This window comes from Maribacter sp. R86514 (assembly GCF_044597005.1).
GTDB lineage: Bacteria > Bacteroidota > Bacteroidia > Flavobacteriales > Flavobacteriaceae > Maribacter.
Map to the genome: position 1 here is coordinate 2,137,950 of NZ_CP138999.1, position 13,405 is coordinate 2,151,354.

Genomic DNA, 13,405 nt, shown 5'->3' on the forward strand with positions numbered 1-13,405 from the left:
TCAAATATTCAATATTTAAAAGATTAACATATAAAATAAATTAAAGATATCGATTACATATTATGAATATCGCACAAATAAAAGAAAAGACCTAATATAACTTACACATGCAGCTACATTAAAATCAAACAAATTTTAAACACAACATGAATAACAAACCAACGCTATTACCTTCACTAGGGCTATTAATTTTCTTCATTTTTTCGAGCTGTAGCCAAAACCCTAAAGACAATGCCCCTTGGGTCGATCTTTTTGACGGAGAAACGTTAAACGGATGGCATAAATTAGGCGGTGATGGCAGCTATGCCGTAGAAAACGGTGCTATAGTGGGCAGCACTACACACAATACGCCCAATACATTTTTAACTACTGATGAAATGTATACCGACTTTATTTTAGAATTAGATTATAAGGTAGATTCTACAATGAATTCTGGCATACAAATAAGAAGCAACAGCCTTCCTACATATAGAGATGGTAGGGTTCATGGCTACCAAGTTGAAATAGACCCTTCTGAAAGGGCATGGAGTGGCGGTATATTTGACGAATCTAGACGTGGCTGGCTTAACCCAATGACCGATAATCCTACAGCTCAAAAGGCTTTTAAGCAAAACGAATGGAACCATTATCGCATTGAAGCTATTGGAGATACCATCAAAACATGGGTAAATGACGTACCCGCTGCCTATTTAGTAGATGGCAAAACATCAAAAGGATTTATCTGCTTACAGGTTCACAGCATACATAAAGATCAAAAAGCTGGTACCGATATCATTTGGAAGAACATAAAAATCATTACTGATAGCGTTTCTAAATATTCAAGAACTTCTCCTTTAAAACCTATTATCACTAAAAATCAATTGACCATCGATGAAAAGAAAAATGGATGGAAATTACTTTGGGACGGTAAGACAACCAATGGTTGGCGAGGTGCCAAATTAGAAAAATTTCCTGAGCAAGGATGGAAAATTGAAGATGGTGTTTTAAGTGTTCTTTCTTCTGGTGGAGCTGAATCTGCTGCCGGTGGCGATATAGTAACCACAGATGTATATAAAGATTTTGAACTTAAGGTCGATTTTAAATTAACACCCGGAGCCAACAGCGGTATTAAATATTATGTAGATACCGAAATCAACAAGGGCGAAGGATCTTCGATTGGTTTGGAATACCAAATACTGGATGACAAGCTACACCCTGATGCCAAAAAAGGAAACCATGAAGGTAGTAGAACGGTTAGTTCTTTGTATGATTTGATCAAAGCCGATGTTAACAAACCTACTAAACCAATTGGAGAGTGGAATACAGCCTATATTATTTCTAAAGACAATCATGTTGAGCATTGGTTAAACGGCACTAAAGTTCTTGAGTATGAAAGAAAAAGCGATGTCTACAGAAAACTAGTCTCTGAAAGCAAATATGCCAAGTGGCCCAATTTCGGAGAATTGGACAAGGGCCAGATTCTACTTCAAGATCATGGAGACCTAGTATCCTTCAAAAATGTAAAAATTCGTGAAATCAGTAATACAAAAGAATAAAAACAATGAGTTCAAACAGAAGAAATTTTATTAAGAAAACGGCCCTTGGTGCAGTAGGCGCTACAATAGCAAGCACTACCGCAAATGCTATGTCTGCAAAGAGCTATTCTAAAATAATAGGTGCAAACGATAGAATTCATGTTGCTATTCAGGGTTTAGGAAGAAGGTATGGCGCCTACATACCTGCCATAGCACACAACAAAAACAATGTTGAGCTATCTTACTTATGTGATGTCATGAAAAGTCAGCGCGATAAAGCCGCCTCTGAAGTAGCTTCTAAAATTGGCAACAAACCGACTTTGGAAAATGACATTCGTAAAATACTGGATGATAAAAATGTTGATGCGGTATTTATGTCAACTCCCGATCATTGGCATGCACCAGGTGCTTGTATGGCAATGCAAGCTGGCAAACATGTGTATTTAGAAAAGCCATGTAGCCATAACCCACGTGAAGGGGAATTATTGGTAGCTTATCAGAAGAAATTTGACAAAGTAGTTCAAATGGGTAATCAACAAAGGTCTGCCCTTGAATCTCAAGAAATAATAAAGGATATACATAACGATGTAATAGGCGATGTGTACAAGGCAACCGCTTTCTATATTAGCGGTAGAGGCCGCGTGCCACACCAAACCAAAGCAAACCCACCAGAAGGTTTAGACTGGAACCTATTTCAAGGTCCGGCTCCTAGAAGGGCGTATACAGATAATACGTGGAACTACAACTGGCATTGGTACGGTTGGGATTATGGTACTGCAGAAATGGGGAATAATGCTACCCATGAACTCGATATTGCCCGTTGGGCATTGAGAGTTACTTACCCTGAATATGTTTCTGTTGATGCCGGTAAATTTCATTACAAAGATGACGGCTGGGAAATGTACGATACCATGGAGGCTACTTTTAAATTTGCAGGAAATAAAACGATAAAGTGGGATGGCAATAGTAGAACGGGCTATCATAAATATGGAAATAAACACGGTAGAGGAACGATAGTATCAGGATCTGAGGGTACAGCTTACATTGATCGTGGCGGATATAAGTTATTTGATCAAAAAGGAGGCTTAATCAAAGAAAACCTATCTTCTGGTAAAGAAGCAGGTACGGCACTTGGTGGCGGTGGCGATATGTCTACATTACACACTGTCAATTTCTTTGATGCCATTAGAGGAAAAGCTGAATTAACCTCACCCATAGATGAAGGTGCTATTAGCCAAATGCTAACACATTATGCAAACATTGCATCAAGAATTGATAATTCATTTGAAGTTGATGAGACTACAGGCCGCATTTTTAATAGAGAAGCTATGAAATTATGGTCTAGGGAATATGAGCCAGGTTGGGAAATCAAAAATATCTAGTTCAATTAATTTACCTTAGTACATTAAACAAAATAATGGAGCAAACATGGCGTTGGTACGGACCAAATGATCCGGTATCATTATCAGATATAAAACAAGCAGGTGCAACAGGTATTGTAAGCGCATTACACCATATTCCTAATGGCGTTGTATGGTCTCTTGAAGAAATAATGGAGCGTAAAAATATTATTGAAGCAGCGGGTTTAACTTGGTCTGTTGTAGAGAGTGTTCCTATCCACGAGCAGATCAAGACCCAAAATGGTGATTATAAGACTTACTATGACAATTACAAACAAACACTATCCAATTTAGGCGAATGCGGTATTGATACGGTTTGCTATAACTTTATGCCGGTACTTGATTGGACCAGAACCAATTTAGATTTTGAAATAGAAGACGGTTCTACAGCTCTTAGATTTGAAGCTGATGCATTTGCAGCCTTTGAATTATACCTACTAAAAAGACCAGGTGCAGAAAACACTTATACAGACGCTCAGAAATCTGCCGCTAAAACATATTTTGAACAACTTACCGAAGAAGGAAAGAAAAAGTTGATAAGCAATATTATTGCAGGGTTACCAGGGGCTGAAGAAGGCTATACCTTAGAAGAATTCAATACCATTTTAGCTACCTATGATAAAATCGGACCGAATGAATTGAAGCATAATTTATTCGAGTTTTTATCGGAAATTATTCCGGTTGCAGAAACATCAGGTATACGTATGTGTATTCATCCAGATGATCCACCTTTCCCTATTTTAGGCTTACCTCGCGTTGTAAGTACAGAGCAAGATATTGTTGATCTTTATAAAGCAGTGGATAGCCCAAACAACGGATTAACTTTCTGTACAGGCTCATTTGGTGTTCGACCAGATAATGATTTACCTGGAATGGTAGAACGGTTAGGTAATCGAATTAATTTTATCCATTTACGCAGCACACAACGCGATGCTGATGGAAATTTTCATGAAGCCAACCATTTAGAGGGAGATGTTGACATGTATGCTGTTATGAAAGCTTTGATCAAAGAGCAGGATAAAAGAAAAGCCACTGGCCGTAAAGATACCAGAATGCCTTTACGCCCTGATCACGGACATAAAATGCTAGATGACCTTAGAAAAAAAACCAACCCAGGGTATTCCAGTATTGGTAGACTAAGGGGTTTAGCCGAATTAAGGGGCTTGGAAATGGGGATCAGAAAAAGTTTGAAATAGCGCTATCTTTATTTCTCATCTAACGCTTGTAATTCAGGTTCGGTGAATTCCATTCCCGTTGCTGACTTTACATTCCTTAATTCACCAATTCGTTCTTCGCTTAATCTTTTGGATCGATCAGAAAAAGCATTGGTAACGTATGATATAATATTGGCAATATCTAGATCGCTTATTGTTTCATTTCTAATAAGTCCGGGCATTGCCAAATTTATATCATAGCGTTTTCCGTTTACATGAACAGGACCTTCTAACCCGTGTAAAATAATTAACGCCAAAAGCTCTGTATTTTTTACGTGTTCCGACCCCATGAGTGGTGGTGCCAGCCCATCTATACCCTTTCCATCTGCTCCATGGCACGATGCGCAGATCTGAAAGAACATTTTAGACCCGCTAGTACGTGTATCTTCAAGAATTACTTCGCTCGTATAGATAGCGTTCATTCTGTCTTCTTTTTTATTGGCCAGAGTTTTTTCCAGCTTTTCAATAAAAGGGGTGTTTTCAAAATTTTGCCTAATGTTACCATCATTCAACAAAATGGAATCAGTTTTGGCTATACTACTCAAAACGGCATCGGTAACCGTAGTATTTTGCTCCCTTCGTTTTAGAACTTTAATAAGCAATGGCTTAAATTTTTCTTTATCGAGTGCTATCCAGTAACCAAGAGTATTTGCCAAATACACATCTAGACCTACATCATTTCTGTTTAAAACTTTGGTAAAGAGGTTGTTTGCCTCGTCAATAGAATTCATACTTATAAAATCTTTTGACAATACCAGGGCATGTGAAGTAACCTGAGGTTCACTTTTATTACCAACATCGGTAAGAAAATCGAAGGATAATGCATTCCAACCTTCAAGCACATACAATGCATGAATTTGACTTAATGGTTTTTTTGTATTCAATGCAAGCTCTTTTACTTCATCAATTACAGCATTAAATTTTTTAAAGATTAAATAATGCTGGGCACGGTCGCGAACCCAACCATTATCGTTCGATAACAACTTTACCAATTCACTACCCCTCAAACTATTAAAGTCTGGTATAACATTCACCTCAGCATTTTCATGGGATACTTTTAAGATTCTTCCAAAATTCACAATGGTATCCAATTCTTTTGCTTTTGCATTATCCCTTAAATACGGACTCATATAAGCATGATGTCCTATCATACCTCTATGCATATCAACAACATACATATTTCCATCAGGTCCATTTTTTAAGCTTACCGGTCTAAAGCCTTCATCTGTCGACGTAATAAATTCTTTCTTTTGCCAAGCTTGTTGAGCAATGGTAGAGTCTCCAGTAAAATTTAAAAGAACACGCTTAATTAAATTCCCTTCAGGAATACAGAGAAAAACATTTTCCTCATATGACTCGGTAAACTTGCCACCTCTATAAACCAACGGACTACAAGCAGCTGTAGCATTAACTAAAATACTATCCGCATTTAGCACTCCCTTTGCGTACCCCCTATTTACAGACCCTGCAAAAGCAGGATACACTCTTTGATCATTGGTAAGAAGTTTATTAACACTGGCGTTAGGCGTAAAATATTTATTTTTTATTAGGGTATTGGGCAACACATAATCTCCCAACAAAATTCTTGAATTGTCATTGTAATAAAGTCTTCCAAAATTATCATGGGTAATACCCCATTGCCCTCTAAAGGTGGTAGGCTCTTTTTTCCATACCCCATCAATTCTTCTATACCTAAAATTAGACTTAGCATTGTAAATCCAGTTATCGATATTCAATTCCAATCCGTTAGGTTGATGCTCTGGGTTTCCTTCAACCGCATAAATAGAATCGACCATAACTTTATTTACCGGTTTATCGTCTTCTATATCAACAAACCATAAGTACGGAGGCTCAGCATATAGCAAACCACCATAAATGTGAGCTAAGGCACGAGGCATCACCAAGCTATCCATAAAAATTTTTGAATGATCGGCGACACCATCATTGTCCAAATCTTCAAGAATTACTATACTACCCGTTGGATCTTCTTCACCAGAACCTTGTAAATCGTTCATATAACCAGGCATCTGAGCAACCCAAATTCTACCATTTGTATCAAAATCTATAGCAACGGGAGCTTTTATTAATGGTTCTGCCGCCAATACTTTTAAATTAAAACCTTCCTCTACAGTATAGGGTTCTAAAGAAACTTGAGTTTCATTAAAGCTGGTTTGACAAGAAATTAAAAGACAGAAAGTGATTAGAAAACCAATATGAATAGTACGCATGAAAACTAATTATGTAAATAGGAAACTCTAATTTAGATAGAAAAAAACACTAAAAACTAGATGAGATTCAACTACTTAAACTAGTTTTAAAGTTAAGTAATCGATTACAAAAAAACACTTAAAACAAAACGATATTAACTAGTTTTTGTAATTAAAATGAATTTCAAAATTATACACCTGAAAATGATGTAAACCCACCATCAACATCAAAAATGCTCCCTGTAACAAAGCTTGAAGCATCACTAAGTAGATAATGTACCATCCCATTTAATTCTGACGCATCTCCAAAACGACCCATTGGGGTATTTTTAATGATACTATTTCCTCTTTCAGTGAAAGAACCATCTTCGTTGGTAAGTAAGCGTCTATTTTGATTTCCTATGAAAAACCCAGGCGCAACTGCATTAACCCTAATTCTATCTCCATGTTTAGACGCCAATTCATTTGCCATCCACTTGGTAAAAATATCAACAGCACTTTTTGCCATGGAATATCCAAGTACCCTAGAAATGGTCTGCTTTGCTGCCATAGATGAAATATTCACAATAGAGCCATAACCTTGTTCTACCATTAATTCACTTAAAATTACCGTTGGAATAACAGTACCGAATAAATTAATATCGACTACTTTTCTAGTATCGCTCATAGCAATATCTCTAACAGTCTGATCTGGTTTTACGGTTGCCCCTGGTATATTACCACCCGCAAGATTTACTAGTCCGTCAAGATGACCGAAGTCTTCTTTGATTTTATTTTTTAACGTTGTAAGTTCACCTTCATCCATTACATCGACCTTGAAAATAAATGTACTTTTTGGAACCAAGGTATTTAACTCCTCCTGTTTGTCTTTTAATTTGTCTTCCGATCTTCCTAACAATAAAACTTTAGCACCATTCTCTACCAAATATTTGGCAATAGAACCACCCAAGGTTCCCGTTCCGCCAGAAAGGGCATAATTTTTATCTTTCAAGGATAATAATTCGTTCATTCTATCAAAATTTAAAGTAATAATGAATATGTTTAGGATCAATTTATTCTAGCAGAACCCAACCTATTTATTTGTACCGCCAAGTTAAAAGAATTATCAAAGACCACCCCTAAGCTTTTACATATAATAACAAATATGCGAGGGTTATTACTTAAAACAACCAACACCAGGGTAAATTAAAATGATAAGAATGAGATTAACTAATTCTATAAATAGTGATTAAAGTCAATATATCTCATGGAAAAATTACAAATTCACCACAAAATTTATCAGTATGATAAAACTTAAGCCAGTAGTGTAATTATCACAGATTAAAGTAAAGATATCTATTTGACCCAAGTAACTTTGCAAGGATATTTTGGGACTGTGAAGAAGGCAATTTTATTTATGATCATAAGTACGTTTTCATTTAGTTTAATGAATTCGTTTATAAAATACCTAGAACATATTCCCACATTTGAAATTGTATTCTTCAGAAGCATAGGTTCCTTAATTTTAGGAACTACCTACATTCTTGTAAAAGGCATTCCTATATTGGGCAACAACCGTAAGTTTATGATATTTAGGGCGCTTGCAGGTTTAACCGCAATGAGTTTGTTTTTTATGTCATTAAAATACTTACCTGTGGGCACAGCCGTATCACTTAGATATCTTGCCCCTATTTATGCGGCTGTATTTGCTGTTTTTCTGCTTAAAGAAAGATTAAAACCTATTCAATGGTTTTTATTTTTATTTGCCTTTGCCGGTGTACTAGTGTTAAAAGGCTTTGACAACACTATAAATACCACGGGTTTATTATTGGTATTGGCAGCATCTGTTTTCAGCGGGCTAGTATATGTACTGATCAGAAAAATAGGAAACAGTGATCACCCGTTAGTGATTGTAAATTACTTTATGTTCACAGGTACTATAATAGGAGGCATTTTAAGTATTAAAGGTTGGCTAAACCCTATGGGAATTGATTGGTTATTATTATCAAGCTTAGGTCTATTCGGTTTTTTTGGTCAAGTATTCATGACAAAAGCTTTTCAGATTGCCAAGACTAATTTAGTTGCTCCTTTAAAATACATAGAAGTAATATTTACCATTTCTGTAGGTATTTTTTGGTTTGGGGATATCTATTCTCCTTTGAGCTTAGTAGGCATAGTTATGATTATAACCGCATTAATTGCCAATGTAATGATAGGTAAGAAATAGATACTCATTAAGCCATAAAAAAATAGCTGCCAATTACAGTGAATTGACAGCCTATAGTTATGGTCAGAAATTTCAATTACCTACGAGCAGTATCTTGCTCTGCCAAGCTATTGTTTACATCTTTCAGTGAATCAACAATAACCACATTAATCTCTCTTTCAATTTCTTCAGAATAGTTATAGTAATAAACTGCAGAAAAAAGCAACGCTAGTGCTATTAAAAAATTAGCTATCATTTTAGAATCAAAAAAGTTCTCTTGGTTATTCATCGCTCTTCATTTAAATATGCTATGAATATAGAGCATCTTAAATTAATTAACAAATTTTTAAGAAATGGATTTGTATCTAACCTCCTACAAATTAGCAACATAACAATTCACTTTACTGTAATTCAATTTTTATTAACTTATAATTAACTGATTTACAATTGCTTATACAGCATTTGCATCAAAATTTGTGTGGATAACAACAATGAAGACTTTTCGTTCATTTTAATTTTGAGTCATAGAAATTATATTTATTAACATATAAAATTAGAACAAATGAAAATTTTAAAATCAATAACGGCAGCAACAATCTTATTTTTTGCTGTAGGTGTAAATGCTCAAAGTACTAAGGATAAAAAAGTAATTAACGATGCCGATAAAGCGAAAGAGAAATTAATGACAATGGAAGTTGGCTTAGATCAATTCTTCAATAATTCCGCAGGGTATGTAATCTTTCCAAGTGTAGGTAAAGGTGGCTTCATTGTAGGCGGAGCATCAGGTAATGGTGTCGTATATGAAGATGGAACAAAAATAGGTATGGCAGACTTAAAAAAATTAAGTGTAGGCTTACAAGCGGGTGGACAAGCAATTACAGAAGTAATATTTTTTGAAACTCAAGATGATTTAGCTGAATTTAAAGATGGGGATTTTGAATTCTCTGCAGAAGCTTCTGCCGTAGCATTAAAATCAGGAATTGCAGTAAATGCAAAATATAGAGATGGTGTTGCCGTATTTGCTTTACCAAAAGCAGGATTAATGGCAGATGCATCTGTTGGCGGACAAAAATTTGATTACAAGCCAATGATGAAATAATTCATCACCGCATGATATAAAAAAAGCCACTCAATCGGGTGGCTTTTTTGTTTCATATTTATCCATTGGCAGTAAAGCCAGGGTAACATGTCATACCCCCATCTACGAAAATGGTAGTACCATTTATATATTCAGATTCATCTGAAGCTAACCAACTGGCTACACTACCAATATCATCTGGCACTCCTATTTGCTTGTAAGGAATTAATTTTAACATACCGTCCCTACCCTCTTGTGTGCTCCAAACATCTTTATTGATATCTGTTTTTATAGCACCAGGAGCAATTGAATTACATCTTACCTTATCTGGACCGTATTCTTGGCAAATGGTTTGCATTAACATGACCAAACCGCCTTTAGAAGCTGCGTAGTTTGCATGACCAGCCCACGGAATAACCTCATGAACAGAACTCATATGAATAAGTTTACCTAATGATTTAGATATTTCTGGGCGCATTCCTCTCCTCTTAAATTCAAGAATAGCCTCTTTTGCACAAAGAAACTGCCCTGTTAAGTTAACATCAATCACTCTTTGCCAATCCTTCAACGGCATTTCATGTAACGGATGGTCTAATTGCAGACCGGCATTGGCCACACAGACATCTACCGTTCCAAATTTAGACACCGTTTTTTTGAACATGTCCTTTACCTCATCTTCTTTGCTTACATCACATTTTACAACTATAGCATTACCGCAATCAGAATTTTCACTGATCCAATGTGCAACATCTTCCGCCTCTTCCTTACTACTATGATAATTTACGACAATATTGGCACCTTCCATTCCCATAGCCTTCGCAACCGCTTCGCCAATACCGTCACTAGAACCAGTAACAATACAAGTTTGACCTTCTAATCTTTTATTTGGTTTTTGCATAATGTTTCTTTTTGTAAATAAATATATTCCGTTATCATGGTTTTAATTATCGCAATAAGCTAAATAACTAGCACAGGGTTTCAATTAAAACTTAACAATTACTAGAGAAAAACTCCGTGAAATTCATAACTCCGTCAACAGATGATTTACTTCGTAAAGAATTTGAAAGTTATTATAATAGTATACATATCTACCGGAAAGAGCATAGTATTAGGTTGGTCAAGAGAATCTGGAAAATATTGTGTTTTAAAACAGAATCCGCTCGTTTTTTTGGTTCTCCATTAGGTACTGGCAATATTCTATCTATAAATTACCCGTGTAATACTGCATAGCCGATTAGTTTTTAGTAAGAGTAAATTATTTACGAGAATGTATTTATAGACATCAATACGAACAATAGAAAGGACAACATTATTTAATTCTCCCGTATTTGTGCACAGTTTTAATTAATATAATGCTGCCGCCATATGTATTATAAGATGCATCAAACTTGCAAAAATTTTAAACTCAAAATAGCTCTTCATTCATATCGGTAAAAAACAGCTATAATGGTATCTTCCAATAGTGACTAAATTTCACAAAGCTTCATTAACAAAATTTACATATTCTCATCATAAATAGCAATAGTTTGTAAAAATGTTTCAAATAGAATACGATTAACTATAGATAATTTAATTTTTAACAAACCTGTATAATAATTCAACAATCTAAGGTGAAGTATTAGAATTATATAAACATAAAGTGTTAAAAAATAAATTTTCGCATGCTACCCCCTGTAATTCATTTTGTGACTTTCAGAGCACAAACCAAGTTTTAATGAAAAAAAATTAACACGAAAATAGTGACAATAAAAATCGCAAGCGCCTGTGTATATCTACAAATTATAGGTTTTTATCAAGCGTAATAAAACACTTTAATTCGTCATAAAAAAAATTGACAAATGGTGATAACACCCATAAAAATAGACCTCTGTAGCGTTAAAATCTAGTTGTAATTAATTATTTAAAAACTTCAATTCTTTAGAATCTTGCTATTTTAGACCTACAAAAATTAAAACATGGGTTTGAACAAATATTGCAAAGAAGACAAAGTCTTACTTGCTGTAGATTGTATTATTTTCGGGTTCTATCAAGAAGAATTAAAAATATTACTTGTTAAAAGAGATTTTGAGCCAGCAAAAGGCGAATGGTCTTTAATTGGTGGTTTTCTTAAAAAACAAGAGAATTTAAATAAAGCAGCTTCAAGAATTCTTAATCGTCTAACCGGTCTTCATGACATATATATGGAACAAGTACATACCTATTCTAAATTGGACCGTGACCCAAAAGAAAGAACAATATCTGTTTCATACTTTGCACTTATAGATATAGCACATCATTGTAAGGATCTTTTAAAAGATAACCCCATTAAATGGTTCGATATTAAAGATAGACCTGATCTCATATTCGATCATAATAAAATGGTTAAAGATGCTCTTGCATCACTACGCAACAAAATATCCAATAAGCCTATTGGTTTTCAACTTTTGCCCGAAAAGTTTACAATGCGCCAACTTCAAAAAATGTACGAAGCTATTTTAGATACCGAATTGGATAAAAGGAATTTTATCAACAAATTCAATTCTTTTGATCTTTTAAATAAACTGAATGAAAAGGATATGAGCTCATCCAAAAAAGGAGCATTTCTTTTTGAATTCGATGAGGATAAATATCAAAAAAAGGTAGAAGAAGGTTTTTGTTTTAAAATCTAATTACCCGTTAATTTTAAGCTCCTTTCAGAAACAATTTATGATTCAATAATCGTAAATTCGTTCTACACTTTTTTATGAGCAAGAAAGCCACTATTTACGATATTGCAAAAGAGCTGAAAATAACCGCAGCTACTGTCTCTAGGGCGTTGAACAACAATCCTAAAATAAGCGAAAAAACTCGCGATTTGGTTCTTGCCACAGCCGACAAATTAAATTACAAACAAAATAGACTTGCCGTTGCTCTCAAAAGTGGTAGAAGCAATAATGTTGGTGTGGTTGTGCCATTTATCAATAAAAACTTTTTTGCATCAGTAATTAGAGGCATTGAAGAAGAGCTCTACCCTAAAGGCTTTCATGTCATCATCTGTCAAACACATGAAGAAAGTGATCGGGAAAAGAAGATTTTTCAAAATTTAATAAATGCACAAGTTGACGGTATTCTAGTTTCTACCTCGTTTACAAATAAGAACAAAAATCAATTAAATCAGGTTTTCAAAAAAAATTCGCCTTTTATATTTTTTGATCGTGTTTTAAATTTTGATGGTATTAGCACAGTAACCATTGATGACTACCAAGGTGGGTTTGATGCTACTGAACATTTAATAAACCAAGGCTGCCAAAGAATTGCCCATTTTAACGTAGATCAAAATATCGAACTATATAACAACCGTTTTAATGGTTATAAAGATGCACTTTCAAAACACGGTATTGCGTATAACAGCGATTATGTAATAACACTAAAAAATGATATGCAGGCAGGTAAAGAAGCTGCTAAAAAGTTAATGCAACTACCCGTACCACCAGATGCTATTTTCTCTTCTACGGATAACGGATTGTTAGGTGCGGTTAAATATTTACAGAGCAAATCTATAAGAATACCAGAAGATGTAAGTGTTGTAGGATTTAGTAATGAACCATTTACTCAGTTTTTAGAACCATCTATCAGCTCCGTTGACCAATCACCAGTAGAAATGGGTAAAATGGCCGCTAAAGTATTCTTGGATCAGATTGAAAATAAGCAATCTACAAAGACGCAAAAAAAGGTAGTACTCCCTGCTAAATTGGTTGTTAGAAAATCATCCAATAAAACCAAATAGTTGATAAACTGCAATTTCAGATTTTAATTATCCTCCGTGTACTTTAAGTATGCTTATCAATA

The 13,405-nt window shown here is 34.9% G+C and carries 11 protein-coding genes; 7 read left to right on the forward strand and 4 right to left on the reverse strand.

The features are described from left to right. Positions 1–146: 146 nt before the first annotated feature. Genes SJY30_RS09315 through uxuA form a run of 3 tightly spaced genes read left to right on the forward strand, consistent with a single transcriptional unit; the run spans position 147 to position 4,110 of the window. Positions 147–1,535 (forward strand): DUF1080 domain-containing protein, encoded by a 1,389-nt coding sequence (locus SJY30_RS09315; RefSeq protein ID WP_396635276.1) that lies wholly within the window; start codon positions 147–149, stop codon positions 1,533–1,535. A gap of 5 nt (positions 1,536–1,540) precedes the next feature. After that, positions 1,541–2,896 (forward strand): Gfo/Idh/MocA family protein, encoded by a 1,356-nt coding sequence (locus SJY30_RS09320; RefSeq protein ID WP_396635277.1) that lies wholly within the window; start codon positions 1,541–1,543, stop codon positions 2,894–2,896. A 35-nt stretch (positions 2,897–2,931) separates the two neighbouring features. Next, a complete protein-coding gene (gene uxuA, locus SJY30_RS09325; RefSeq protein WP_396635278.1) occupies positions 2,932–4,110 on the forward strand; it encodes a mannonate dehydratase in 1,179 nt (392 codons plus the stop codon). A gap of 8 nt (positions 4,111–4,118) precedes the next feature. Here uxuA and SJY30_RS09330 read toward each other — a convergent pair whose 3' ends face one another. Both SJY30_RS09330 and SJY30_RS09335 read right to left on the reverse strand, forming a co-directional pair. Next, complete coding sequence (locus tag SJY30_RS09330; RefSeq protein ID WP_396635279.1) at positions 4,119–6,356, reverse strand: c-type cytochrome; 2,238 nt, start codon at positions 6,354–6,356, stop codon at positions 4,119–4,121. Between the two features lie 169 nt (positions 6,357–6,525). After that, complete coding sequence (locus SJY30_RS09335; protein ID WP_396635280.1) at positions 6,526–7,344, reverse strand: SDR family oxidoreductase; 819 nt, start codon at positions 7,342–7,344, stop codon at positions 6,526–6,528. Between the two features lie 366 nt (positions 7,345–7,710). On the opposite strand from SJY30_RS09335, the gene SJY30_RS09340 reads away from it, so the two are divergent. Further along, positions 7,711–8,541 (forward strand): DMT family transporter, encoded by an 831-nt coding sequence (locus tag SJY30_RS09340; protein WP_396635319.1) that lies wholly within the window; start codon positions 7,711–7,713, stop codon positions 8,539–8,541. Positions 8,542–8,617: 76 nt separating this feature from the next. Here the strand turns inward: SJY30_RS09340 and SJY30_RS09345 are convergent, their stop codons facing one another. Further along, positions 8,618–8,809: a hypothetical protein gene (locus SJY30_RS09345; protein ID WP_396635281.1), complete on the reverse strand. Its 192-nt coding sequence runs from the start codon at positions 8,807–8,809 to the stop codon at positions 8,618–8,620. 273 nt (positions 8,810–9,082) lie between these two features. Between SJY30_RS09345 and SJY30_RS09350 the strand changes: the two genes are divergently transcribed. Then, positions 9,083–9,619, forward strand: a complete 537-nt coding sequence (locus SJY30_RS09350; protein WP_396635282.1) for a YSC84-related protein — start codon at positions 9,083–9,085, stop codon at positions 9,617–9,619. Between the two features lie 58 nt (positions 9,620–9,677). On the opposite strand, the gene SJY30_RS09355 is transcribed toward SJY30_RS09350, so the two are convergent. Beyond that, entirely contained in the window at positions 9,678–10,496 is an 819-nt protein-coding gene (locus SJY30_RS09355) for a glucose 1-dehydrogenase (protein ID WP_396635283.1), read from the reverse strand. A gap of 1,057 nt (positions 10,497–11,553) precedes the next feature. On the opposite strand from SJY30_RS09355, the gene SJY30_RS09360 reads away from it, so the two are divergent. Together SJY30_RS09360 and SJY30_RS09365 are read left to right on the forward strand one after the other, a co-directional pair. Further along, entirely contained in the window at positions 11,554–12,246 is a 693-nt protein-coding gene (locus SJY30_RS09360; RefSeq protein WP_396635284.1) for an NUDIX hydrolase, read from the forward strand. A gap of 74 nt (positions 12,247–12,320) precedes the next feature. Further along, the gene (locus SJY30_RS09365) at positions 12,321–13,343 is read left to right on the forward strand and encodes a LacI family DNA-binding transcriptional regulator (RefSeq protein ID WP_396635285.1); all 1,023 of its coding nucleotides are present in this window, start codon (positions 12,321–12,323) and stop codon (positions 13,341–13,343) included. The last annotated feature ends 62 nt before the right edge of the window (positions 13,344–13,405 follow it).

Excerpts from the sequence above, each read along its gene's own strand:
- uxuA (WP_396635278.1), top strand. The coding sequence starts at position 2,932 with ATGGAGCAAACATGGCGTTGGTACGGACCAAATGATCCGGTATCATTA.
- SJY30_RS09315 (WP_396635276.1), top strand. The coding sequence starts at position 147 with ATGAATAACAAACCAACGCTATTACCTTCACTAGGGCTATTAATTTTC.
- SJY30_RS09365 (WP_396635285.1), top strand. The coding sequence starts at position 12,321 with ATGAGCAAGAAAGCCACTATTTACGATATTGCAAAAGAGCTGAAAATA.
- SJY30_RS09335 (WP_396635280.1), bottom strand. The coding sequence starts at position 7,344 with ATGAACGAATTATTATCCTTGAAAGATAAAAATTATGCCCTTTCTGGC.
- SJY30_RS09330 (WP_396635279.1), bottom strand. The coding sequence starts at position 6,356 with ATGCGTACTATTCATATTGGTTTTCTAATCACTTTCTGTCTTTTAATT.
- SJY30_RS09350 (WP_396635282.1), top strand. The coding sequence starts at position 9,083 with ATGAAAATTTTAAAATCAATAACGGCAGCAACAATCTTATTTTTTGCT.
- SJY30_RS09345 (WP_396635281.1), bottom strand. The coding sequence starts at position 8,809 with ATGAATAACCAAGAGAACTTTTTTGATTCTAAAATGATAGCTAATTTT.
- SJY30_RS09360 (WP_396635284.1), top strand. The coding sequence starts at position 11,554 with ATGGGTTTGAACAAATATTGCAAAGAAGACAAAGTCTTACTTGCTGTA.
- SJY30_RS09320 (WP_396635277.1), top strand. The coding sequence starts at position 1,541 with ATGAGTTCAAACAGAAGAAATTTTATTAAGAAAACGGCCCTTGGTGCA.
- SJY30_RS09355 (WP_396635283.1), bottom strand. The coding sequence starts at position 10,496 with ATGCAAAAACCAAATAAAAGATTAGAAGGTCAAACTTGTATTGTTACT.